24 protein-coding genes are annotated in these 23,295 nt (G+C 54.2%); 8 read left to right on the top strand and 16 right to left on the bottom strand.

Annotation, left to right across the window (positions count from 1 at the left end; genetic code table 11):
* Positions 1 to 90: 90 nt before the first annotated feature.
* Together BCV73_RS03540 and BCV73_RS03535 are read left to right on the top strand one after the other, a co-directional pair.
* On the top strand, positions 91 to 1,230 hold the full coding sequence (locus tag BCV73_RS03540) for a THUMP domain-containing class I SAM-dependent RNA methyltransferase (RefSeq protein ID WP_089546037.1): 1,140 nt from the start codon (positions 91 to 93) through the stop codon (positions 1,228 to 1,230).
* A 127-nt stretch (positions 1,231 to 1,357) separates the two neighbouring features.
* Positions 1,358 to 3,307: an LTA synthase family protein gene (locus BCV73_RS03535; RefSeq protein WP_089550080.1), complete on the top strand. Its 1,950-nt coding sequence runs from the start codon at positions 1,358 to 1,360 to the stop codon at positions 3,305 to 3,307.
* Between the two features lie 61 nt (positions 3,308 to 3,368).
* Here the strand turns inward: BCV73_RS03535 and BCV73_RS03530 are convergent, their stop codons facing one another.
* The 12 genes from BCV73_RS03530 to BCV73_RS03475 form a co-directional block, all read right to left on the bottom strand.
* Positions 3,369 to 4,193 carry an aldo/keto reductase gene (locus BCV73_RS03530; RefSeq protein ID WP_089546035.1) on the bottom strand — a complete coding sequence of 275 codons (825 nt, stop codon included), beginning with the start codon at positions 4,191 to 4,193 and terminating at the stop codon, positions 3,369 to 3,371.
* Positions 4,194 to 4,389: 196 nt separating this feature from the next.
* Positions 4,390 to 4,671, bottom strand: coding sequence for a hypothetical protein (locus BCV73_RS03525; RefSeq protein WP_076170265.1), 282 nt, complete (start codon positions 4,669 to 4,671; stop codon positions 4,390 to 4,392).
* A 134-nt stretch (positions 4,672 to 4,805) separates the two neighbouring features.
* Complete coding sequence (locus BCV73_RS03520; RefSeq protein WP_076170266.1) at positions 4,806 to 5,108, bottom strand: iron-sulfur cluster assembly accessory protein; 303 nt, start codon at positions 5,106 to 5,108, stop codon at positions 4,806 to 4,808.
* A 174-nt stretch (positions 5,109 to 5,282) separates the two neighbouring features.
* Positions 5,283 to 5,564, bottom strand: a complete 282-nt coding sequence (locus tag BCV73_RS03515) for a hypothetical protein (RefSeq protein WP_089546034.1) — start codon at positions 5,562 to 5,564, stop codon at positions 5,283 to 5,285.
* Positions 5,565 to 5,733: 169 nt separating this feature from the next.
* Positions 5,734 to 6,933: a M14 family metallopeptidase gene (locus BCV73_RS03510; RefSeq protein ID WP_089546032.1), complete on the bottom strand. Its 1,200-nt coding sequence runs from the start codon at positions 6,931 to 6,933 to the stop codon at positions 5,734 to 5,736.
* 499 nt (positions 6,934 to 7,432) lie between these two features.
* Positions 7,433 to 8,245: a glutamate racemase gene (gene racE, locus BCV73_RS03505; RefSeq protein WP_076170743.1), complete on the bottom strand. Its 813-nt coding sequence runs from the start codon at positions 8,243 to 8,245 to the stop codon at positions 7,433 to 7,435.
* A gap of 206 nt (positions 8,246 to 8,451) precedes the next feature.
* Positions 8,452 to 8,793, bottom strand: a complete 342-nt coding sequence (locus BCV73_RS03500) for a YtxH domain-containing protein (protein ID WP_076170269.1) — start codon at positions 8,791 to 8,793, stop codon at positions 8,452 to 8,454.
* Positions 8,794 to 8,796: 3 nt separating this feature from the next.
* Positions 8,797 to 9,261, bottom strand: coding sequence for a hypothetical protein (locus BCV73_RS03495; protein WP_076170270.1), 465 nt, complete (start codon positions 9,259 to 9,261; stop codon positions 8,797 to 8,799).
* 184 nt (positions 9,262 to 9,445) lie between these two features.
* Positions 9,446 to 9,871, bottom strand: a complete 426-nt coding sequence (locus tag BCV73_RS03490; protein ID WP_076170271.1) for a DUF86 domain-containing protein — start codon at positions 9,869 to 9,871, stop codon at positions 9,446 to 9,448.
* Positions 9,872 to 10,026: 155 nt separating this feature from the next.
* Positions 10,027 to 10,314 (bottom strand): Dabb family protein, encoded by a 288-nt coding sequence (locus BCV73_RS03485; RefSeq protein WP_076170272.1) that lies wholly within the window; start codon positions 10,312 to 10,314, stop codon positions 10,027 to 10,029.
* An 88-nt stretch (positions 10,315 to 10,402) separates the two neighbouring features.
* Complete coding sequence (locus BCV73_RS03480) at positions 10,403 to 10,819, bottom strand: phage holin family protein (protein WP_089546030.1); 417 nt, start codon at positions 10,817 to 10,819, stop codon at positions 10,403 to 10,405.
* Positions 10,820 to 10,935: 116 nt separating this feature from the next.
* Positions 10,936 to 12,093: a polysaccharide deacetylase family protein gene (locus BCV73_RS03475; protein WP_218828092.1), complete on the bottom strand. Its 1,158-nt coding sequence runs from the start codon at positions 12,091 to 12,093 to the stop codon at positions 10,936 to 10,938.
* A gap of 316 nt (positions 12,094 to 12,409) precedes the next feature.
* Between BCV73_RS03475 and BCV73_RS03470 the strand changes: the two genes are divergently transcribed.
* From BCV73_RS03470 to BCV73_RS03450, 5 genes are all read left to right on the top strand, one after another.
* Positions 12,410 to 13,003 (top strand): helix-turn-helix domain-containing protein, encoded by a 594-nt coding sequence (locus BCV73_RS03470; RefSeq protein ID WP_076170275.1) that lies wholly within the window; start codon positions 12,410 to 12,412, stop codon positions 13,001 to 13,003.
* Between the two features lie 543 nt (positions 13,004 to 13,546).
* The gene (locus BCV73_RS03465; RefSeq protein ID WP_089546028.1) at positions 13,547 to 15,703 is read left to right on the top strand and encodes an ATP-dependent Clp protease ATP-binding subunit; all 2,157 of its coding nucleotides are present in this window, start codon (positions 13,547 to 13,549) and stop codon (positions 15,701 to 15,703) included.
* A gap of 438 nt (positions 15,704 to 16,141) precedes the next feature.
* On the top strand, positions 16,142 to 16,588 hold the full coding sequence (locus BCV73_RS03460; RefSeq protein WP_089546026.1) for a MerR family transcriptional regulator: 447 nt from the start codon (positions 16,142 to 16,144) through the stop codon (positions 16,586 to 16,588).
* A 107-nt stretch (positions 16,589 to 16,695) separates the two neighbouring features.
* Positions 16,696 to 17,913, top strand: a complete 1,218-nt coding sequence (locus tag BCV73_RS03455; RefSeq protein ID WP_089546024.1) for an MFS transporter — start codon at positions 16,696 to 16,698, stop codon at positions 17,911 to 17,913.
* A gap of 12 nt (positions 17,914 to 17,925) precedes the next feature.
* Entirely contained in the window at positions 17,926 to 18,348 is a 423-nt protein-coding gene (locus tag BCV73_RS03450; RefSeq protein ID WP_089546023.1) for a universal stress protein, read from the top strand.
* Positions 18,349 to 18,499: 151 nt separating this feature from the next.
* On the opposite strand, the gene pstB is transcribed toward BCV73_RS03450, so the two are convergent.
* The 4 genes from pstB to BCV73_RS03430 all read right to left on the bottom strand — a co-directional run bounded on the left by pstB (position 18,500) and on the right by BCV73_RS03430 (position 22,149).
* Complete coding sequence (gene pstB, locus BCV73_RS03445; RefSeq protein WP_084203887.1) at positions 18,500 to 19,270, bottom strand: phosphate ABC transporter ATP-binding protein PstB; 771 nt, start codon at positions 19,268 to 19,270, stop codon at positions 18,500 to 18,502.
* Between the two features lie 5 nt (positions 19,271 to 19,275).
* The gene (gene pstA / locus BCV73_RS03440) at positions 19,276 to 20,172 is read right to left on the bottom strand and encodes a phosphate ABC transporter permease PstA (RefSeq protein WP_076170281.1); all 897 of its coding nucleotides are present in this window, start codon (positions 20,170 to 20,172) and stop codon (positions 19,276 to 19,278) included.
* Positions 20,169 to 21,035, bottom strand: a complete 867-nt coding sequence (pstC, locus tag BCV73_RS03435) for a phosphate ABC transporter permease subunit PstC (RefSeq protein WP_373309580.1) — start codon at positions 21,033 to 21,035, stop codon at positions 20,169 to 20,171. The genes pstA and pstC overlap by 4 nt, the downstream gene beginning before the upstream one ends.
* A gap of 172 nt (positions 21,036 to 21,207) precedes the next feature.
* The gene (locus BCV73_RS03430) at positions 21,208 to 22,149 is read right to left on the bottom strand and encodes a phosphate ABC transporter substrate-binding protein PstS family protein (RefSeq protein ID WP_089546018.1); all 942 of its coding nucleotides are present in this window, start codon (positions 22,147 to 22,149) and stop codon (positions 21,208 to 21,210) included.
* A gap of 197 nt (positions 22,150 to 22,346) precedes the next feature.
* On the opposite strand from BCV73_RS03430, the gene BCV73_RS03425 reads away from it, so the two are divergent.
* On the top strand, positions 22,347 to 23,255 hold the full coding sequence (locus tag BCV73_RS03425) for a LysR family transcriptional regulator (protein WP_179231868.1): 909 nt from the start codon (positions 22,347 to 22,349) through the stop codon (positions 23,253 to 23,255).
* The last annotated feature ends 40 nt before the right edge of the window (positions 23,256 to 23,295 follow it).

Here is a 23,295-nt window from a genome sequence, read left to right as displayed (position 1 = left end):
AGATCCGCACTCGAACACTGCTGCAGGATCTACCATCATTGTATGAATTTTTACGGTGATCTACAAGAATAATGGAGTTGAACACGCACCATGCCAGAGCTGCAGTTGATTGCAACCGCCCCGATGGGCCTTGAAGCCATCGTCGCGCGCGAGTTGAAGGAATTAGGTTATAACGACGTTCAAGTCGAGAACGGAAGGGTCAATTTTACCGGAGATTACAAAGATATTTGCCGCTGCAACCTGTGGCTCCGGACGTCCGACCGCATCCTCGTCAAAATGGGGGAATTCCCTGCCAAAACGTTTGACGAATTGTTTGAAGGAACCAAAGCGCTGCCCTGGCAGGACTGGATTCCGACGAACGGGGAGTTCCCCGTGGAAGGCCGCTCCCACCACTCCCAGCTCAGCAGCGTGCCCGCTTGTCAGGGCATCGTCAAGAAAGCGATCGTTGAAAAGCTGAAACAGAGCTATCATACCGAGTGGTTCCAGGAGAACGGTCCGCGTTATGTCATCGAAGTCAATCTGCTCAAGGACGTGGCGCTGCTGACGCTGGATACGACCGGGCCGGCCCTGCACAAGCGGGGATACCGCAAGCTGGTTACCGAAGCCCCGCTGAAGGAGACAATGGCCGCCGCGTTGCTGCAGATAAGCCGCTGGAATCCGTCGCGGCCGCTGTATGATCCATGCTGCGGCTCCGGCACGATCCTAATCGAAGCGGCCCTCCTCGGCTGGAACATTGCGCCGGGTCTGCGCCGGTCCTTCCCTTCGGAACACTGGCCGGCCATTCCTGAGGAGCTGTGGAGCGAGGCGCGCGAGGAAGCGTTCGATGCGGTGCAGGACGATCAGCCGCTCCAGCTGACCGGCAGCGACATCGATCCGAAGGCGATCGAAGTCGCCAAAGCAGCCGCCAAGAGCGCAGGCCTCGCTGGCGAGATCGATTTTCAGGTGCTCCCTGCCTCCAAAGCCCATCCGCAAGGGGAATATGGCTGCCTGATTACCAATCCGCCTTACGGGGAGCGGCTCAGCGAGAAGACCGAAGTCGAGAAGCTTGTCCGCACGCTGGGGCATACGGCCAATCAGCTGCCGACGTGGTCCTTCTTTGCCTTAAGCCCGACCAAACAGTTCGAGCATTACTTCGGCCGGAAGGCCGACAAGCGGCGGAAGCTGTTCAACGGCCGCATCGAATGCCAATATTATCAATTCCTGGGGCCTCTTCCGCCCCGCCGTTCGTAACAAACGCTGCCGCTTTGTCAGGAGCTGTCCACTTGGACAGCTCCTATATGGTTTTGGGGTATATCTTATCATGACCTATTTACAACGCTATAGCAGGAGGTTGTCCAATTTGAACTACTCATACAGCATGTCCAGTCACGCTTCAAATGGCGGCTTCGGGCGGTTCATCCGCTCCCGTTACTTCACATACAGCCTATTTTTGCTGTTCATGATATATAAGCTGCTTCTTTTCCATTTTAAACTTCATATCAGCAAAATCGATTTCAACCCGCTGGACTTTTTTATCGGCCTCGGATCCCTGATCCTCGTATCGTTCTGGACCTTATGGCTTCCCCGACGCGGGCAGCGGATCGCGCTTATCGTCGTTAACCTATTGCTTACGGCGCTGATGTACACGGACTTGGTGTACTACCGATATTTTCAGGATCTGGTCACCTTTACGGTGATGATGCAGGCAAGTCAGGTGGACTCCCTCGGGGACAGCATTATGACACTGCTTCATTGGAGCGATCTATGGTTTGCCGTGGATTGGCTGCTGCTGGCCGTCTTCGCGATATGGAAGCCGTCAGGATGGCGAAGTCCGGCACGGGGGGCACTGAATTTTACGGTCGGCAAATCACCATCCCGGAGGGCCGGATTCGCCCGCCGCTTCTCATCCGGGATCGCCGCCCTGGTGATCGGCTGTGTCGTAACGTTTGCGCCGCTCAAGTTCTACATCGATTATTACGCTGTTGGCCTCTTTACCGGAAATTGGTGGAACCTTTCGCTTTATAACGTAACCGGGCTGCTCGGTTTTCATGTATACGACGCATACCGCTTCGGTAAAGAGCATTTGGGTCCAAAGTCCATGCTCGCTTCAGGCGAAGTCGACCATGTGCAGGAATGGTTTGATCATAAAGATACAACGCGTTCGGAGAACGACGCCATGTTCGGCAGGTACAAGGGCAGCAACGTCATGGTCATCCAGACCGAGGCATTCATGAATTTCATGATCGGCAAGCAGATCGGCGGACAGGAAATCACGCCGAACTTCAACCGGCTCATGAAGGAAAGCATGTACTTCAGCCATTATTATCATCAAACCGGCCAGGGGAGAACCTCCGATGCGGATTTCTCGTCCCAGACTTCCCTGCATCCGGTTCCGTACGGTTCGGTATTCATCCGCTACGCTGACCATCAGTTCAACTCGCTTCCGGCGATCCTGAAGGAGCACGGCTACACGCCAAATGCGTTCCATGCTTATGACGGCAGCTTCTGGAACCGGAATGCGATGTACGAAACCTTGGGCTACGACCGGTTTTTCAGCAAAAAGGATTACGAAATCGATGAGCCTCTCGGCTGGTCGCTTGGGGACAAATCCTTTTTCAAACAGTCCATGGATCAAATTGAGCAGCTTCCGCAGCCGTTCTACTCATTTCTGATTACACTCTCCTCCCACCATCCGTTCTCGCTGCCGGACGACGTGCAGGAGCTGAATGTCGGCGAGTTCGACGGAACCGTCTTCGGAGATTACCTGCAGGCGATCCACTATGTGGACGCAGCGCTCGGTCAGTTGGTGGAACGGCTGAAGCAGGACGGCCTTTGGGATCATACCATCCTGTATATCTACGGGGATCATGACAATTCGGTGAAGGACAAAGCGGTCTATGAGAAGTTTCTGGGCAAAAGCCTGACCGATTTGGACATGGAGCAGATCATGAACGAGGTGCCGCTCCTCGTGCATCTGCCGGACGGGGAAGGCGCAGGGGTGTATGACCAACCCGCCGGACAGCTGGACATGGCGCCATCGCTCCTGCACCTGCTGGGCATTTCCGCCAAGTCCCAGTACATGATGGGAAATGATCTGTTTGACGGCCAAGACCGATTCGTGGTCCTGCGCAGCGGAGCTTATACAGACGGCAAACGGTTTTACATTCCCTCCCAAAGCGGCATGTTCGAGGATGGCAGCTGCTATAGTCTGAAGACCGGCAAAACAGTTGATGTCAGCACTTGCCGTGCCGGCTACGACCGGGCGAAAAAAGAGCTGTACACCTCCGATGAAACCTTGCAGTATGACCTGATCCCTGAGCTCAATTAAAAAGAAAAACCCGGAACTCCTTAAGGAGTCCGGGTTTTTGCTGCTTATATGGAAGAGAATGCTAGAACAGAAGCTTGTCCGGATCGCTGCCGACGCGACGGTTCTGATTAAGGCTGTCGATCTTCTTGATTTCGTCGGACGACAGCTCGAAATCAAAGATGTCCGCATTCTCGCGTATCCGGGAAGGAGTAACCGACTTCGGAATCGTGACGATCTTGTTCTGGAGGTTCCAGCGCAGGATAACCTGAGCCGGCGTTTTGCCGTATTTCTGGGCGATGCCCGCCAGCGTCGAATCATCGGTAAGCTTGCCCTGCATCAGCGGGCTCCACGCTTCGAGCTGGATTCCCTGTGCGCCGCAGAAATCCTGCAGCTCCTGCTGGATCAGCCGCGGGTGCAGCTCCACCTGGTTCACGGCAGGAACCGTCCTGCTGTCCTGCAGCAGGTCCTTTAGATGGTGAACGTGGAAGTTGCTGACGCCGATGGCGCGGATTTGTCCTTCCTCATACAGGCGCTCCATCGCTTTCCACGTATCTTTGAATTTGTCTTTGCCAGGCCAATGAATCAGGTACAAATCGATGACCTCGAGGCCAAGCCGCTTCTGGCTGCCTTCGAAGGCCCGGAGTGTGGAATCATAACCCTGGTCATCGTTCCACACTTTGGTCGTGACGAAAAGCTCGCCTCTCGGAATGCCGCTCTCGGCAATCGCGCGGCCCACTTCTTCCTCGTTGCCATAAACCTTTGCAGTGTCGATGCTTCGGTAGCCGATTTCCAGCGCCAGCTTTACCGCCTTATACACATCGTCCCCTTGGGCTTTGAAGGTGCCTAGCCCAAGCCATGGCATCGTAACTCCGTTATTCAGGATGGTGCAATCGGTAATGTGCTTCATACTCTCACAACCTTCCTTATGAAATAATGAGGAGACTAAAGAAGACAATCCTCATTATAGCATAATCAGGGACGGGCCCCAAAAAAGCCCTTTCAATATAGTCGTCACTCCGCTGTATGGATATGACCCGAATCCCGAAGGATGACATGCAAAAAACCCGCAAAGCACAGTGCGCTTCACGGGTTCAGACAGGAACCTACGAATTCGATTTCCCTTCCTCGGACGTCAGTGACGCCAAACGGCTCTTCTCCTCGGCCAACATTTCTTCTGCCAATTCGACGGCTTGACGGTTCTCCGCCAGGCCAGCTTGACGTACGGCTTGTTCCGTATGAGCCAGACGGTTGTGCGCCTGCTCGATCATTTGCCCGGTCGGATGGGACAGAGCCGAGGAAACCGCGTTGTGGAGCTTCTCCACCGCGTTTTGAGCCTGGGATACCGAATTTTGTGATTGCAGACTGGAATCGTAACGTGTTGTCATAAACAGTTGCTCTCCCTTCACTACAAAGTTCCTACCCGTCCTTAGAATGGTATGGAAGGAGCGGAACTATGCAGCAATCCGGGAATCCACCATTTTCCACCAGGTCCCTGCACTCAGGTTCGAAATAGAGCGCCTTAGTGATCGCCGTGGTTGCCTTGGGATGGATTGGTGATCACAAAGCCTTCCTGCGGAAAATACAAATAGTCGATTTTGACGCCGTCAAGAAGCGGCTCATTCTTGTCCAGAAGCACATCGATTTCCTTATCGGTGCTGACGATTTCATCCGAATCCTTGGGCTTGTCCATATCCAGGCCGTAGTGCGCATGGTCGCCATGGGCGTGGGTCACGAGCACGCGAAGCTTCAGATCGCGGTTTTCTTCCTTCTCGAGTTCCTTTTTAAGCACCTTGGCCGCATTGCGGGTAATTTTGCATTTCATCGGCTACATCTCCTATAGGTAAGGTCAGTTTTACATACGGTATAGATTGAACTCAAGTTTCGAATTGAACCCCTGTTGTAACAGCTTATCCAAGCTCTTCAACATAAATTTCTTGAGTTCATTCTATTTGTAACTATTGATTGTACAGTATCGGATATAGGATGGCAAGAAGCCTCAGCGCACCGGACCCTTAGGCGGATGAATCGTGCCGTTGTCCAGCAGGCCGGGGTATTTTTTATCCATCCGGGAGACAAACCATCCCGTCATCAGCATCGTGACTCCTATATCGTCAATCGGGATAAACGGCATAACGTCGGGCAGCACCCAATACAGCACCACCGGAACGAGAAACAGCAGCTTGTCCATGATGGCCACTTGAGGCGAAACCAGGTAGCGCCAAATCCGCGAGAACATGTGGGACCAGCGCCGCAGCGACAGCAGTCTTCTCCATTTCATGCCTTTCCCTCCTCTTCTTGTATACGTGGATTACGGATCCATCCGGACCCGGACGAGCTCTTACGCGAAAAAAAGGAAACGATCGCCGGTCTCTACTTAAACCTAACACAGCGTCCGCTCCCTTAATCATATCATACGTAATCTTGCAGAAAATGTTTCAATATTTTTTTCACAATGACATGAGTTCAGCCAGAATCAAACCGACGTCCAGGCTGATTTGATCGTAATCCTCAAGCGGAAGCGGGTTTTTGCCCAACCCGACCTCGACAGTAAAGCCGGGACGGCGGAAATGCTGGATAAACCAATCTTTATAGCCGGCGTCGCTGCCTTCCAGCTTTACGGGACGATAGCCGCTGACCTGGCCCAGGCGGCGGGACCATTCCCGGCTCTCCTTGGGCTCATAGTTGCGGTAATTCCAGTAAATCTCCTGCCCCTGGCTGTGCAGAGATACGGCCGCATCAGGCGACGTTTCCAGCGTAAAGGCCGCCAGCGCGGCCGCTTCCGGCTCCGTCAGCGGAGCGGTACCCGGGTAATCCCGGGGGGACGGAGACCGTTTGCCCCGCCTTTGCACCTCTTCCTCCCAATGGGCCGGGAACTGATCGCCCAGGTCCACGCCGTGAATATTGGCCTTCCAATGCCGGAAGTCGCGGCGGCAGCCGTTCCACTCCGTCAGCTGCCTGTAATACGGATGGCCGGGATGAATCCCTTCTTGAACCAGCTCCACGCCGTCCGGATTGACCATCGGGACGACCCAGAGCGTGCACTGCTGGTACCACTGCACGGGATCATAGCCGTTCCAGCGCTCCCCGCATTGCAGACTGCGGACGTATTCCTCGATGAAACGCATGACGGACGGCGTCGTTATCCATTCGTTTGCATGGATGGAAGCGTTCACATGTATATGTTTGCCGCCTTCCCCGATTTTTACATACGGAAGCGGTTTTCCGAGTACGCTCTCTCCAATCGATCCGGTTTCGATCTTAGGATAGAACGCCGCCAACTGCCGGATATCCTCCTTCATCTGACGGTAACCGTATTCTCCCAGAAGCTGGACAATACCCGCCCGTTCGGACGGAGGAAGCACCAGGACGCGCCCTTCGGGAAGAACATGCGGCGAAATGCCGGGATTCATCTCCATGATCGCCTCTTCCCGGGTTTGAAAGGCTGCAGCGATGCGGTCCAGCGTATCGCCCGCCTGAACCTCATACCTTCTGCGCGGAGAAGAGGGAAGGTACAGAATCTGCCCCGGAATTAAATAGGGCTGGTCGGAAGCCCATGGGTTGGCATTGATAATATGACTCGCCGATAACCCCTTGCTTGCGGCGATGCGTCTCAGGGTGTCGCCTTTCTTCACGGTATACTGCTGCATGGCATCGTTCCTTTCCGCGGGACTAGACCGCAGTCATCATCACCATTCGTAACATTGTATGCCCCAGTGAGCTTGGCCCATGCGGTAAAAACGATCTCTTATACCGTGCGTCCTTTACGAAACTATTAGTTAAAACATTGAAATCGATGATAAGGGTATGTACGTAAAATGTTCCTACGATCACTCTTGTTTTCGGAATTTTTGATTTTATTGAACCTACAATAAGGTAGAAATCCGAAAGCCAAAGCATATGCTTCCGATGTTAGCTTTCCTTTGGAAAGCTCTTACGACCGCTTCGCTTCTTCGGAATCATTTTACTCCCATGCTGGCATCGTATTCTTTAGTCCAACTAAAATAGCTATCAAACCTCAAAGAAGCCAGACTCCATTTAAACGGAGTTGTCACACAATAGGAATGCCGCGACTTCCTTTTCCTTATATCCAAAAAATCCGTAAGTCACCCTGAAGGCGCCTTACGGATTTGAGACCATCCAAAATCCTTATTCATCAAATTTGGAGACCTGCCATACGACCGGCGTCCGCCGGATTTGCTCCCCCAGCCACAGCTTTGCGATCCGTTTAAACATTTCGGGGTCGCCGCTGCAAAAAAACTGATGGACCGGGCTCTCCTCCCGGCTCGCGAGCTGCCCTTGATTATACAGAATAGTGCTGATTTCACGGGCCGTCTCGTTCGCCGAGCTGATCAGCTTGACGCTGCTGCCGATCACTTCCTGGATCGTATCCTTCAAAAAAGGATAATGCGTGCATCCCAAAATCAGACAATCGATGTCGGATTGGCGGATTCCCGCGAGCGACCTTTCCACGATCGCCGTCGTTTCTTCCGAGCGGAATAAGCCCTGCTCCACGAGCGGAACCAGATCCGGACAAGCCTGGCTGACCACCTTGACATAAGGCGACAGCTGCTGAAGCGCGGTGGTATAGGCCCCGCTGCGAATCGTACCGACGGTCCCGATGACGCCCACTTGACCCGTTTTGGTCGCGCTGATGGCGGCTCTGGCTCCGGGATGAATCACCCCGATGACCGGAATCGGCACTTTCCCGGAAATATAGTCCAGCGCCGCAGCTGTCGCCGTATTGCAGGCGATCACGATCGTCTTGGGACTGAATTGGATCAGAAAATCGACGATCTGCTCTGTAAATTTTCTCACTTCATCGGACGAACGGGGTCCGTAAGGGGTGCGGGCGGTGTCTCCAAAATAAATGATTTTTTCCCGTGGGAGCTGTCTCATGACCTCTTTGGCCACGGTGAGCCCGCCCACACCCGAGTCTAAAATTGCGATTGCCTGCTGCACGAACACACCGCTTCCTTCTCGTTTTCTTCTCTCTGTAGCTACCATATGAAAACCGTCAACAAAACGTACCTCATATCTTAACCCATTTCGTTTTTTCGGACAACCGCGGCACCGCACCCGAAAATATGGAAAAACAGGCCCTGCTCCCGGGTGACACCAGGAGTGGGCCTGCGTTTTACGATCCTGAATTCATGCCTGCTTCCAAATTAGTCCCGCTTCGCTTCGGCGTCGATCAAATCGAAATCTTCGAACTCATCGGGCTCGCCGGCGGCTTCTTCCGAGAAAGAGGAGATTTGGGCCAATTCGCCGGCTTCTTCCCCGTCAGCCTTGGACTTGCGCCAGGACTGGATATCGGCGATGACGTTGCCTGCGGTATCTTTCACCTTGCCGGCCCATTCCTGGGTTTTGCCGCCAACCGTGCGTGCGCCCTCCGCAATATCCTGACGCAGTTCTTTCCCGGATTTCGGCGCGAGCAGCAGCGCGGTTACCGACCCTACAATACTTCCGACCAATGCGCCCCACAGCAGGCTTTTATTCTTTTCCTTCATATCTCATCTCTCCTTTTCGCTTGATGGCACCGTTCCCGGCGGGTAAGCCTCCTGCTTCCAGGAGTGCCATACCGACAGCCCCACATCCAGCCACCGGAACGCTTCCGCGAGCCGAAGCTCATTGTCGCGGTGGGCTTTCTCCAGGCGCTCCATGGCGGAATCGGTGACGAGCTTCGAAATCGAATCTACCCGCTCCAGCGTGCCGGTTAAAGTTTCGCCAGCCAGCCGCAGCGATGAACTGAACGGTTCGATGTCTTCCACCCGCTCATGCAGAAGCGACAGTGTTGAAGATGCCTGAGTCAGCAGCTCCCTGGATTCTGCAGCCAGCTGTGTCATGTCGGCTCCCGCCTTCCCCAGAACGGATTCCGCCCGCAGCAGTACTCTCCTCAGCGTATGTAGAAGGATCATTGCCACAACAGCGAACATGATAAATCCGCAAGCGATGAGTATATAGCCCCATTCCGCCATGATGTTTCACTCCCTTCGCCCAGCCGGGCTAATGCCTAGTTGATGGTGTATTATAAGCAGGGCGGGGTTGTCTTGACACAAAATGGGCGCTATTTTTTAAAAAAATTTACAGAAGCACAAAAAGACCCGTCCATTCCCATGGACGGGCCAATAACAACCTATGCCGCTGCGGCGGAGAACCGGATTACGCACCCAGCTCCTGCTTCAAATAATCACGCACCTGTACGGAAAACTGTTCGAGAATGTCCGGCAAAACCGGGGTCAGCTTGTGCAGGCTTCTCCGGTCCCATGCGTAATATTCCTGCACCAACGGTTTGCGGAGACTGACGAGCTCCGCCAGCACGGCAAATACTTCATCGTCAAACACGCGCTCCTCATGCGTAATTTCTACGATATCCTCGTAGCTGCTTGCATCGCGCATAATAAATCCATCAATTAAATAGCTGCCGACATCGGTTACGACCTCGATGGCCAAATGCAGCGCCCGTTCCTGAACGAAACCGGACACAATCCCGCCATCCCAATTCCCGGCAACCTGCTTCAATGCTTCCACGATATCCGGAATCGCTTCCAGACGCCGCTGAATTTGTTCCTGGTTCACGTAATACACGGCCTTACCTCCATGATGTGGAAATTTATTTGTCCCGTTTTCCGCGGCGCTTCAGCCAGAATAACATGACAAACAAGGCCGCAATAAATACGATGAGCAGGAATAAGGTCTCCATTGGATATTCTAAATCGCTCATGTCCCATTCTTCCTATTCTTTAGAATTCGTAGTCCACACTCACGGATACGTCTTTCACTTCGTTGATGTGGCGGATCACGATCTGGTGCTCAGGATGAACCTGGTAAGCCTGCAGATCTTCCAGCGATGCAAGCTCTGTCACCAGCGCGATATCAAAAGAACGTTCCGAATGGATGACGTCGAGTCCAACCTCAATCGATACGAGCTGCGGGATCTTCCCTTCCATATTGCGGAGGACTGCGGCGGTGCGTTCAATACTTTCCGGTGATCTGTCCTTTAATTTAAAGAAGACGATATGCTTAATCATGGTATCATGCTCCTTGTCCCATTCGAAAAGTGTACTGAGAAAAATATACCATATCCTCCCCCTCAGGGAAAGGAAACATGAAGAACCGTCACAGATCGGGACCGTTACCTTTGTCTTTATTTCGCAAAACGGCGACGAGCTGGCGGATTTTATCCGGCAGGGGCAGGCCAAGCCGTCCGTAATTTTCGGTAATCGATATGAGTTCGTTGGACATATAAAAATAGATCGCCCCCGTCTTGATGACGTCGCTTCCGCTGCCGATCAGCACGTCCATCTGGTGCGCAAGGACGATGACGAGCAGCATCAGCGCTTTCCGGGTAAGACCCCAGAATCCGACCTGGCTGTCCAAGCCGGATCCTTCCTTGATGGAGGCCAGAACCCCTGTTGCATAGTCGATGAGTATGGTGATCAGAAACACCGTAAGCAGCTGATCCCACCCTCCCAATACAACGGTAAGAATTCCGCCAGCGGCCGCACTGATGCCGTTAACAACCAGATGATTCATCTCACAGCCCCTCCTTTCCTACCATCTCTTATATGAGTATGAAAGGAGAGAGGAATCTGCGCAGCCGGATATCTTCCATCACGGGCCTATTTCATAGATTTGCAGGGCGATGGGTCTTACCGTTTGTCGTTCCAGAAGTTGACCGGCGGCGTGCTGTTGGTCAGCGGCTTGAACGTGTAACCTTCGGCTTTCAGCGCTTTGATCAGCTTGTCCAGAATCGACGTGGTCGCCGTCTGGTCATGGAAGAGCACGATCGGGGTAACCCCTCTCTTCTTCATCGCCTTCACATCTCTCAGCACGTTGTTATAAATTGTCTGCGGATTGCTCTTGTAGCGCCAGTCGTCCGAATCAATGTTCCAATCCCACAGATGGTAGCCATACGAAGCCGTCAAATCCCGGTAGCTCTGAGTAAAATACGGCTTGCTTCCATAAGGCGGGCGGATCATTTTCGTATAAACGCCAGCAGCGGCGTGCAGCTTGTCGTTATCGGTGTTCATCTCACCCAGCGCAGACGAAGGTGATGCGTAGAACGTATTTTTCTTGTGGCTCATGCCGTGCAGGCCGGCCCCATGCCCTTCCTTCACGATCCTGCGGACAGCGGACGGATGCGAAGCGATGTTATTTCCCAGCATAAAGAAGGTCGCCTTCACCTGATTGCGGTCCAGCACGTCGAGCAGGCGGGTCGTACCTGCATTCGGACCGTCGTCGAACGTAATGTAGATCACTTTGCTGCCCTGCTGCGCCGTCGTGCCGTTCCCCGTGGAAGGCTTCTGGACAGCCGTCTTCTTATGTTCCTTAATATACGTGCTGTATTTCAGTGCCAGCTGATGGTCCGTCAAGGAGGCGGAGCTGTTCACCGCACGGTACAGCGACTGGGCGGCATTGTAGGAAATTTGGTAGCCGAACTTGTCGGTCAGCTTCCGCAGGGAGACGAGCGTTCTTCCGTTTTTCAGAATGGCGTCCTTCCCGGGAACCGTCAGGACAAGCGCCTGCTTTCCGCGCGAAATGGTCAGCTTGCCTGCGGCGTACTTCGCCGACGCATTCATCTGGGAAACCGTAGAGGCGACGGGTACAAACAATGTACCGTTATGTATAAGCGGCTGGGGCTGGTCGTAAGTGATCAGTTTGTCATTGACAGCGACAAAGACGGATGCCTTGACAGAGGACGCCGTGCTGCCCGCGGCTGTAGCCAGCCCTCCTTCTGCCGAAAGTACAGTGCTAAAAACAAGCAGGAATGATAAGAGCCATTTCGAGTAGTGCAACTTCTTTTTCAACATAATCTACCAACCTTTTTCTCTCGGATTTGGCTAAGATGTCGTAGATACGCGAATCTAGTAATCTAGCACCCTTGCATTGTACCCTTCCCGGCTGGCGAGTTCAATTTCAATTCGGTAACAGTTTGATGACTGAATTGGAAGCATTTTGGGGTTGAAGTGAAAAAATAGTTCCTATTATTCACTTGACAACGGGATACCGTAAATTCCCGGGTCATTCGGCTGAAAACCGGGACCTTGCAGAAACAGGCGATAGCACTATTGAAAACGTAGCCGAAACTATTGTAGAATTTTAAGAAAAATCATCGGAGGAAATATGCCTAAACAACAAGAACCGCATTCCATTCAGGCGTGGTCTCTGATCAATCGCAAATACTTAGGAAAAGGAATCCGCGTCAAACGCTTCCGCAAGCCATCCCGCTGCCAAATCCGCAACCGCGTGCTGCTGGCTGTCCTGATGGCCAACGACATCAAGCTGTCCCAGCTGGCTGAGGACATTTCGGTTTCTTCCCGGAGCGTGAGCGCCTGGGTATATGAAGGACGGATCCCGGGAAAAAAGAATTTGGACAAGGTATGCCAATACCTGGGCTATCCGCATCACATTCTGTTTAATCATACCGTCACATCGACAAGCCCGATCATCTGTCAGCCTTCCTCTTCGCGCTTCATGCGCCGGACGCTGACCCGGTCGCCTGTCAGCAACAAAATACTAACGGGGCTGTGCATGGTTCACGACCTGTCCGTCAGCGACGTCAGCGAATGGATGGACATCCATCCCGGAACGTTCCGGAAATGGCTGCACCAAGGGACGCTGCCGTCAGCCAGCTTTCAAGACCGGGCGGAACAATTTTTCCGCATCCCGAAATTCATTTTGTTTGCCGACTGCATATTGCAGGACGAGGAATCATGACACTTTTGGCTTATTCACCGCATTGATCATACAAGGTACGCCCTGCTGTTACGGAGACATTCCGTACGGCAGGGCTTTTTTCATGCTTCGGGAGGCCCGGGCTTCGGTTATATCGTAATAAAGTTCCGCTAAATGCGTCACACTCTTCGAATGTACATCGATAGACGTTTTTCTTTGCCTTCCAGCCTTTTTTCCGCCTCAAGCACGCCGAAAAGGCCGAACCGTTCTTTCTCTCAAACCTTTTTCTATATACTTACGAAAAATAACTGAAAACCTGTTGACATGTGTTCCAAGTGAGGTATAATAAGGTCAAAGAAAGTCAAAGTCAGAGCAAAAGATCAAACTTGTACTGCATGAACAACCTCTTTAGGAGTTTGACTTTCGGTGCAGCCGTCTTTGTCCTGACGGAAGTTCTGACTTTTATCCCTTTATTCCGGCGGCCCGCTCCCGTAAGGCCCGGGCAGCCGTTTTCCTGATTAGGGCATCCAGATGAAGTATTCAAAAATTGATTAATCCATTAACTAACGAAAGGGGCATGCCTTCATGCGCTGTCAACATTGTAATCATAACCAGGCAACCGTAGGTCTGAGCCTCACTGTCAACCATAAATCCGAGAAATTGTTTCTTTGCGAAGATTGCTATGCCAAAGTAAACGGCGGCGTGCCGTTTGCGGCCGGCTTTGGTCCTTCGGGCAGCTATTCTTCTCCGTTGGAAGATTTGTTCCGCGGCTTCATGCAATCCGGCCAGCCGGTATCCGGCGCGGCGCAGCAGCCTCCGAGAGCCGCCGCTCAAGAAGGCGGACGGCGCGGCGGCGGGCTGCTGGATCAGCTCGGACGCAATCTGAACGACGCGGCGCGCGGCGGCAAGATCGACAACGTCATCGGCCGCGATGAAGAGATCGACCGCGTCATTGAAATTTTGAACCGCCGGAACAAGAACAATCCGGTGCTGATCGGCGAACCGGGCGTCGGCAAGACGGCCATCGCCGAAGGGCTGGCGCTGCGCATTACGGAGGGCAGCGTACCAGCGAAGCTGCGGAGCAAGGAAGTCTATTCGCTCGACGTCGCCTCCCTCGTAGCCGGAACCGGCATTCGCGGGCAATTCGAAGAAAAGGTCAAGCAGCTAATCGCCGAGCTGGAGCAGCGTAAAAATGTTCTGCTGTTCATCGACGAGATCCATCTGCTGGTCGGCGCAGGCTCCGCGGAGGGCTCCATGGATGCCGGCAACATCCTGAAGCCGGTGCTGGCACGGGGCGAGCTGCAGGTCATCGGCGCCACAACGCTTAAGGAATACCGTCAGATCGAGAAAGACGCCGCGCTGGAGCGCCGCTTCCAGCCGGTAACCGTCGACGAGCCGACCGCCGAGGAAACGATCGAAATTTTGAAAGGGCTGCGTCCGAAATACGAGCAGTTCCACGGCGTACGCTACCCGGACGAAACGCTTGAAGCGTGCGTGCGTCTGTCCAGCCGCTATATCCAGGACCGATTCCTGCCCGATAAAGCGATCGACCTGCTCGACGAATCGGGCGCCAAGCTGAATCTGCGGGCTCCGGTCGGCAGTGCGGACGAGATCCGCGCCCGTCTGGAACAGATCACAATCGAGAAAGACGCGGCCGCCCGCGATGAAAACTACGAGCTCGCCGCCAAGCTGCGCGACGAGGAAGCCGACCTGCAGCAGCGTCTGAACGGGGATGCCGCTGCCGGAGAGGTCCTAGAAGTAACCGTCGAGGATATCCAGAACATCATCGAGCGAAAAACCGGCATCCCGGTCGGCAAGCTGCAGGCGGATGAGCGCGGCAAGATGAAAAATCTGGCCGCCCGCCTCGCAAGCCGCGTCATCGGCCAGGGCGAAGCCGTCGACAAGGTCGCCAAAGCCGTTCGCCGCGGACGCGCCGGACTGCGCAGCGACTCCAAGCCGATTGCGTCCTTCCTGTTCGTCGGTCCGACCGGTGTCGGCAAGACCGAACTGTCCAAGGCGCTGGCCGATGAACTGTTCGGCAGCACCGATTCGATGATTCGCCTCGACATGAGCGAATACATGGAGCGGCACTCCGTCTCCAAGCTGATCGGTTCGCCACCAGGATACGTCGGTCATGAAGAAGCCGGCCAGCTGACGGAACGCGTACGCCGCAACCCGTACAGCATTATCCTGCTCGACGAGATCGAAAAGGCGCATCCGGACGTGCAGCATATGTTCCTGCAAGTGCTGGACGACGGCCGTCTGACCGACAGCCAAGGGCGTACGGTAAGCTTCAAGGATACGGTGATCATTATGACTTCTAACGCCGGCACGGCCGCAGATAAGAAAGTCATGGTTGGTTTCACCGCCAAATCCGAGCAGACCCGCTCGATTCTTGATTCGCTCGGCAGCTATTTCCGGCCTGAATTCCTGAACCGCTTCGACGGCATCGTACCGTTTGCCTCGCTGAAGGAAGAAGACCTCGTAACGATCGTCGACAATATGCTCAGCGAAGTATCGGCTACCCTGTCAGAGCGCGGCATCTCCCTCGACGTGACCGGCGAAGCGAAACGCAAGCTGGCCGAACTGGGTTACGATCCGGCCTTTGGTGCCCGTCCGCTCCGCCGCGTTATTTCGCAGCATGTGGAAGACGGCATCACCGATTTGCTGCTGGACGACGAAGACGTCAAGGAGATTCGTGTCGAGCTGGAAGCAGACCAAGTTCGCGTCGTTCGCGCTTAACGTCCGCCGAATAGCCAACTTTTCAGCCTTAATTTAACAAGCTGTCCCTTAACCGCTGCGCGGTGGGGGCAGCTTTTTTATGTGTACAGACAATCAGGTCTCGCACAACACGGCCAGCTTTCCCTTCTCCCTTCGCTGAGATGCCAGCTATAAAGCCCCCGCCCTCTTCTCCCCCATCACCCCCTGAGCACTCCGCACTGCAATGCCTTTCGGACCGTGAAACATAGGGAAATGTTCAATGAAAAAGCCCTTCTCCCGATCACGGCCGGACTCCGCACATAAACGGAGAACACCGGGCATACTAAGCCGACAACCGTATTCCGCGATAAATAGGACGTAAGAAATATATTTTCCGTTTCATAAATTTAACGTTGACGTTAACGTTAGTCAGGATTACAATGGGTAATGTTACCCGGGAATCTTTGAGGGAGGAAGGAAATGGATGAATATAAAATCGACGATGTCGCCCGAGAGTGCGGCTTGACGAAGCGGACGATCCGCTATTACGAAGAGATCGGCGTTTTTCCGACCCCCGAACGGAGCGAAGGAGGCATCCGCCTCTATACCCGCGAAGACATCGAGTACTTGAAGAAGATCGTCAATGCCAAAGAAATTCTCGGTTTTAGCCTGCAGGAGCTGGTTTCGTACTTATCCGTATCGGACGCTTACAAGCTGCACCACCAAACTTACCACGACATGACCAGCCGGGCTCATCGGAGGCAGCAATTGACCCATATGAGCGAGATGCTGGAAGAACAGCTTCAAATGCTGCGCACCAAAGTGGAAAAAATGCGCCTTATGCAGCAGGAGCTGGAACAGACGCAGACGCGGCTGGATGATTTCATCCGCAAATTCGACGAGGAAACCGATTCCCAGGAAAGCTGAAGCCGCTGCACGCGTCTATGCAAGGGCGTCGACAGACGTTTTTTTGTTGTGGAGATTCATGAAAATTTGAAAATACATGATTCATCAAAATGGAGGTAATGTTACTTATGAAAACCAATGCTTCGCAGCCCCTTGAGCTGGAACAGCGCCAAGGCGGGCTGTTGTCCCAGCCGAAGGCGGTATGGGCGATCGCTTTTGCCTGTATCATTTCCTTTATGGGCCTCGGCCTGGTTGACCCGATTCTGCCGGCCATCGCCGAGCAGCTGCACGCATCCAAGAGCCAGGTTTCGCTCCTGTTTACGAGCTACAACCTGGTAACCGGCGTAGCGATGCTGATTACCGGCGTCATTTCCAGCCGGATCGGCATCAAGAAGACGCTGCTGACCGGGATGCTGCTCATCGTCATCTTCGCGGCGCTGGGCGGTCTGTCAAACTCCATCGGCGGCATCGTCGGTTTCCGCGGCGGCTGGGGACTCGGCAACGCCCTCTTCATCGCCACCGCACTGTCCGCGATCGTCGGGCTGTCCACGTCCGGCACGGCCAAAGCGATCATTTTGTATGAGGCCGCGCTCGGTCTCGGGATTTCTGTCGGACCGCTGCTGGGCGGCGAGCTGGGCTCCATCTCCTGGCGCGGACCGTTCTTTGGCGTGGCCGTTCTCATGGCCATCGGATTTATCTTCGTTACGTTTATGCTTCCGAACGTGCCCAAGCCGAAAAAAGCCAGCACGCTGGCCGACCCGTTCAAGGCGCTGTCTTATCCGGCGCTGCTGATCCTTGGAATTACAGCGTTCCTGTATAACTTCGGCTTCTTCACCCTGATGGCGTACTCGCCGTACGTCATGGACCTGGATGAGCACGGCCTGGGTTATGTCTTCTTCGGGTGGGGCATTCTGCTTGCCTTCACGTCGGTATTCGTCGCTCCGAAGCTGCAGAAGCGCTTCAGCGTCGTGTCGTCCATCGCAGCGGTGCTTACGCTGTTTACGATTGTGCTGCTCATTATGGGCATCGGCACGTATAATCACTCGCCACAAACCGTTATTGTCTGCGTCATCGTGGCCGGGATCTTCCTGGGCATCAACAACACGCTGATCACCACGGCCGTCATGCAGGCCGCTCCGGTGGAGCGCTCCGTCGCTTCCGCGGCATACAGCTTCGTCCGATTCCTCGGCGGTGCCGTCTCTCCATGGCTCGCCGGCAAGCTGTCCGAGTGGTACCATGCAGAGACACCGTTCTACTTCGGTGCCGTCATGGTCTTCCTTGGTGTTGTCGCCCTGCTCGTATCCCGCCGCAAGCTTGCCCATGTTGACCGGGCAGAAGGCCATTAAGGAGGTTCTTATATGTACTCACGTATTCTCGTACCCGTCGACGGATCCAAGCATGCCCGGCATGCGCTGGATTCCGCCGTATCGCTTGTGCAGAGCCTGAATACCGCTCCCGAGCTCGTGGTCCTGCACGTCAACCCGACCGTTTCTATCAATGAACCGCCGGTAGGCGTAGATCTGGAGGAGCACATCCGCCAGGAAGGCGAAAAAATCCTCGCCCCGGCCACCGAAGAAGCGAGCCGCTCGGGAATCGCCTTCCGCACGGTCAGCAAAACCGGCGATCCGGCCAAGGTCATCTGCCAGACGGCCAAGGAAGAGTCGGCCGACCTGATCGTGATGGGCAGCCGGGGCATGGGCCTTGTCTCGGAAATGCTGATCGGCAGCGTCAGCCACAGCGTCGTCCAGCATGCGCACTGCCCGGTGATGATCGTCCGCTAATCCTCCCCACAAAGTGGAGTTTTTGCTCGATGATAAGGGCAATTACGTAATAAGTTCCTACGATCGCTCTTGTTCTAACTTATATAATTAAATAAGCCGTCCCCCATTCTTGATGGGGAGACGGCTTTTTGCTGTGCGAACAAACGGCGGCTCATCCAAACCGTCCGGAGATATACTCCTGGGTCATGGCATTGGCCGGGTTGGTGAAAATAATTTCGGTATCGTTATGCTCCATCAGCGTGCCAAGGTAGAAATACGCCGTATAGTCGGAAATCCGTGCGGCCTGCTGCATGTTGTGCGTCACGATGACGATGCTCAGCTCTTTCTTGAGCTCGACGATCAGTTCCTCGACCTTCGAGGTCGAAACCGGATCGAGGGCCGACGCCGGCTCATCGAGGAGCAGAATCCCCGGGTTGACCGACAAGGCGCGCGCAATGCACAGGCGCTGCTGCTGGCCTCCGGAGAGCGACAAGGCGGACTGCTTCAGGCGGTCCTTCACTTCGTCCCACAGCGCTGCTTTGCGCAAGCTGGACTCGACGATCTGGTCGAGCTCTTTTTTATTTTTCACGCCATGGTACTTCGGTCCAAAAGCGATATTTTCATAAATGGATTTATAAAATGGATTCGGCTTCTGCCATACCATTCCGATTTTTTGCCGCAGCTGAATGACGTCGGTGGAAGGATCGTTGATGTCCTCCCCGCCGATCCAGATCTTCCCCTTGATCACGGCCTGGGAAATCTCGTCGTTCATTCGGTTGAGGGACCGCAGAAACGTCGATTTCCCGCAGCCCGACGGGCCGATGAGCGCGGTAACGCTCTTGTCCGGGAAGGTCAGGCTGATGTTCTTCACGGCTTCGTACGCCCCGTAAAACACGCTCAGGTTTTCAGTGCGGAATGTAGTCGATGATTGTTGCATGCTCATTTCTCCTATCCCATTCGTTTGGATGCCGTCATGATCTTGTAGAGCAGGTTGCCGAACCAGCGGGCAAACAGGTTGAAGACAAGCACGAGAATCACGAGCACCGCCGAAGCGCCGGCGGCAATTTCCGCGGCATCGGGCGCAATGCCCTCACTGTTGATTTTCCAGATATGCACGGCCAGCGTCTCCGCCGGACGGAACGGATTGATCGGCGACGTCGGGCTCAGCGGGTTCCAGTTGGTAAAATCAAGACGAGGCGTGGACATCCCTGCGGTAAACAGGAGCGCTGCCGCTTCCCCGAATACACGTCCTGCCGCCAGAACCGTACCGGTCACGATGCTCGGCAGGGCGACGGGAAACAGCACGGACGTGATGATTTTCCATTTCGATAATCCGAGCGCAAGTCCCGCTTCCTTCTGCTCCTTCGGTACGCTGCGGAACGCCTGCTCCGTGATGCGGACCATGAGCGGCAGATTAAAGATCGTCAGAACCAGCGCGCCGGAGAAGAGCGAAAAGCCAAAACCGAACGTGTTGACGATCAGGAGCAGGCCGAACAAGCCGACGACGATAGACGGAAACGAGGACAGCACCTCGACGACGAGGCGTATTGCTCCAGTGATCTTGCCTGGCTTCGCGTACTCGGCCATATAGATGCCAGCACCCAGGCCCAGTGGAATTGTAATAATAAGCGTCAGTACCAGCAGGAACAAGGAGTTAAACAGCTGCGGACCGATGCCGCCGCCCTCCCGGATCGTTTGGGGCACAGAAGTCAGGAAGTGCCAGCTGATGTGGCTGAGTCCCCGGTACAGAATAAATCCGAGCAGTCCGAGCAGAACCGCTACGATTAATAAGGAAAACACCACAATAATGGCTGTTGCAATTTTGTCAGCGGCTTTAGCTTTCAAATCCGATTTCTCCTTTCGAGCAGGCGAACGATAACGACGAAGATAAAGGTCATAAACATGAGTGCGAGCGCCATGCTCCACAGCGCGTTACTGTGCGCGGTGCCCATGACGGTGTTGCCCATATCCAGCGTAATGACGCTGGTCAGCGTCGAGGCGGATTCGAACAGCGACCGCGGAATATGCGGCGCATTCCCGATGACCATCTGTACCGCCAGCGCTTCCCCGAAGGCGCGGGCCATGCCCAGGACCACCCCGGTCAGAATAGAAGGAAGCACGGTTGGCAGAATAACTCTGTAGATGGTTTGCCAGCGCGTTGCGCCGAGTGCGTACGAGGACTCCTTGAGGCCCCGCGGCAGCGAGGACAGGGCGTCGGTACCGATACTCGTAATCGTCGGCAGAATCATGACCGACAGCACGATCGAGCCCGCGGCGATTCCGATCCCCTGACCGGGAAACATGTCGCGCAGGGCAGGAACGATGACCGTCAGGCCAACAAATCCGTATACGACGGACGGAATTCCGGCAAGCAGCTCAATGACCGGCTGCAGCAGCTTTTTGCCCCAGCCCGGTACGATTTCCGTCATGAACAGCGAGGCGCAGATGCTGAGCGGACTGGCGATGACCGCCGCCAGAATCGACGTCGCGAATGAGCCGAAAATAAACGGCATGACGCCGAACTGCGGCTCGCCATGGTTGCCGTCCGGATCCCATTTGGAACCGAACAGAAACTCGCTGAAGCTGACGCCGTCTCTAAAAAAGGTCGCCAGCCCCTTGGAAGCGACAAAATAAACGATGGACAAAATAATGACGATCAGCAGAATCGCACAAATCGTCGTATAGCTGCGTCCCGCGAAATCTTCCATATGATGTTTTTTAAACCGTCCGGGACGGGGGTTGTCAGCGATGCCTACAGGCCTTTCATCTATAGCTTTCATCGTTGTCCTTCTTTCTAAAGTGAAAATAGAGGCAGAAGTTGGTCTCTCCGCCTCTTGTCGTACATATTCAGTGTTTCATGAGAGCTCAAGGAACCTGATGTTATTTCGTGATGTTGCCGTCCTTGTCGCGTTTCACTTCCATTTTGGAAGCCGGAATGTATCCGAGCTCAACCACGTCGCCGTTTTGCACAGCATCCGAAGTCATGTAGTCCAGGAACGCCTTCACTTCCGGAGCAGGCTCACCTTTGGTGTACATGTGCTCGTAAGCCCATACTGGGTATTTACCGGAGGCTACGTTCTCTTCCGTTGCTTCCACACCGTCATATTTCAGAGTTTTCACTTTGTCGTCCAGGTAGGACAGAGCGAGGTATCCGATGGCACCTGGCGTTTCGGAAATGATCTTTTTCACCGTACCGGAAGAATCTTCTTGGATCGAACCTTGCAGGTCTTCGGTCTTCGTTCCGAGTGCATATTTTTCAAACGTTGCGCGGGTACCGGAGCTTGCAGGACGGTTGACGATAACGATCTTTTCATCCTTGCCGCCAACGTCTTTCCAGTTCGTCACTTTTCCTGTGAAAATATCAACCAGCTGCTGCTTCGTCAGGCTGTCTACGCCTGCGTCAGGATTCGTTACAGCCGCCATGGCTACAACGGCCACTTGATGGTCAACGAGTTCTTTGGCTTTGTCTGCATCCAGCTTTTCTTCAGCAAATACGTCGGAGTTGCCGATGTTGGCTTGGCCGCCGGAAACTTGAGTCAGGCCGGTGCCGCTGCCGCCGCCTTGCACCTGAACTTGGATTTTAGAGTATTGGGATTCACCCATGAACTTTTGTGCGACTTGCTCTACGAGCGGTTGGAGTGCTGTGGAGCCTACAGCCAGAACGGATCCGCTGAGCGTTTCCTCTGCAGCCGGTTTATCTTCAGTTGCGGTTCCCGAACCCGTAGTGCTGCCGCTATCCGAGGCGTTTTTGCTGCCGCAGGCAGCCAGCATAAGAACCAGGACCAACGTACAAAACATAAGTAACGGTTTTTTGAATTTCATAATCTAATGTTTCCCCCCATTTTGGTTTGCCGTGTAACTCTATGAAGTTTACCGACAAGTTCATTGTAGTTCTCTATCATTTTGTAAAATGATGCGTTTTGTAAAAAGAAAGATAAATATCAGAATATAATCTTTATGAGTCCATAGATTAATTCTATAATGAAGAGGAATCGGACGTGACCGAGGGGGAATCATCGTTGAATTTGTTAAAATTGCAAATCCTTGTTTATATTGAAAAATACAAGAAGGTAACCGACGTAGCCAAAGAGCTGGATATGAAACAGCCGACCGTCACCTTTCATATGAAAAGCTTAGAGGAAGAGCTGGGCATCGCCCTCTTCGAGTCCAGGCGGGGCCGCATCCTGCTGACCGACGCCGGCAAGGCGTTGTACCCTTACGCCGTCAAAATGACGGGGCTGGCCGCCGAGGCGCGGAAGGCCGTGCAGGACTACGCCGATTTGGGCAAGGGCATTCTTCATATCGGCGCCGACAGCCTGATGGGGACGATACATCTGCCCAAGCTCGTCAACCGGTTCTGCCGGCAGTATCCCGGCATCCAGATCGAGCTGACCGTTCAGCCCAGCCGGACCGTTCAGGAGCTGCACTACAACCATGAGGTGGACTTGGCCTTTTATTATTCGCAGGACGTTGCGGCTGCCGGCATTAAGGAAGACCTGCTGCTGGAAGATGAGCTTGTCGTCATTTTTGCGCCGGGACACCCTTTCTCCAGCCTGAAATCGCTGAGCGACCAGCTGGTCGCCCAACACTTTTTCATCCAGCATGCTGAAGGCTCTTTTATGCGGGACTTCACCCGGACCTACGCGATCGAGAGCGGAATCCATTTGTGGGAGCGCATGATCATCAATTCGCCGGAGGCGGTCAAGCACACGGTAGAGGACGGGGATTTCATCTCCTTCTTCCCCTTGTCCGGCATCGCAAGCGAGCTCGCCGCCGGAAGTCTCCAATACTTGCCCGCCCCCGGTCCGGCAGGCAAATCGGTCAAGGCCTATATGGCCTATCATGCCGATCAGCCCTATTCGCCGCTCAGGGAGCAGTTCAAGCAGTTCGTCAAACAGCAAATCACCGAGCAGAATATGAAGCCCTGATTCCACGGAATCGGGGCTTTTTTGGGCTCCGCCCCCTATG

Origin of the sequence: Paenibacillus sp. SSG-1, from assembly GCF_002224835.1 — a bacterium.
Lineage (GTDB): Bacteria > Bacillota > Bacilli > Paenibacillales > Paenibacillaceae > Paenibacillus_AQ > Paenibacillus_AQ favisporus.
This window is presented reverse-complemented; position numbering and strand designations above follow the sequence as displayed.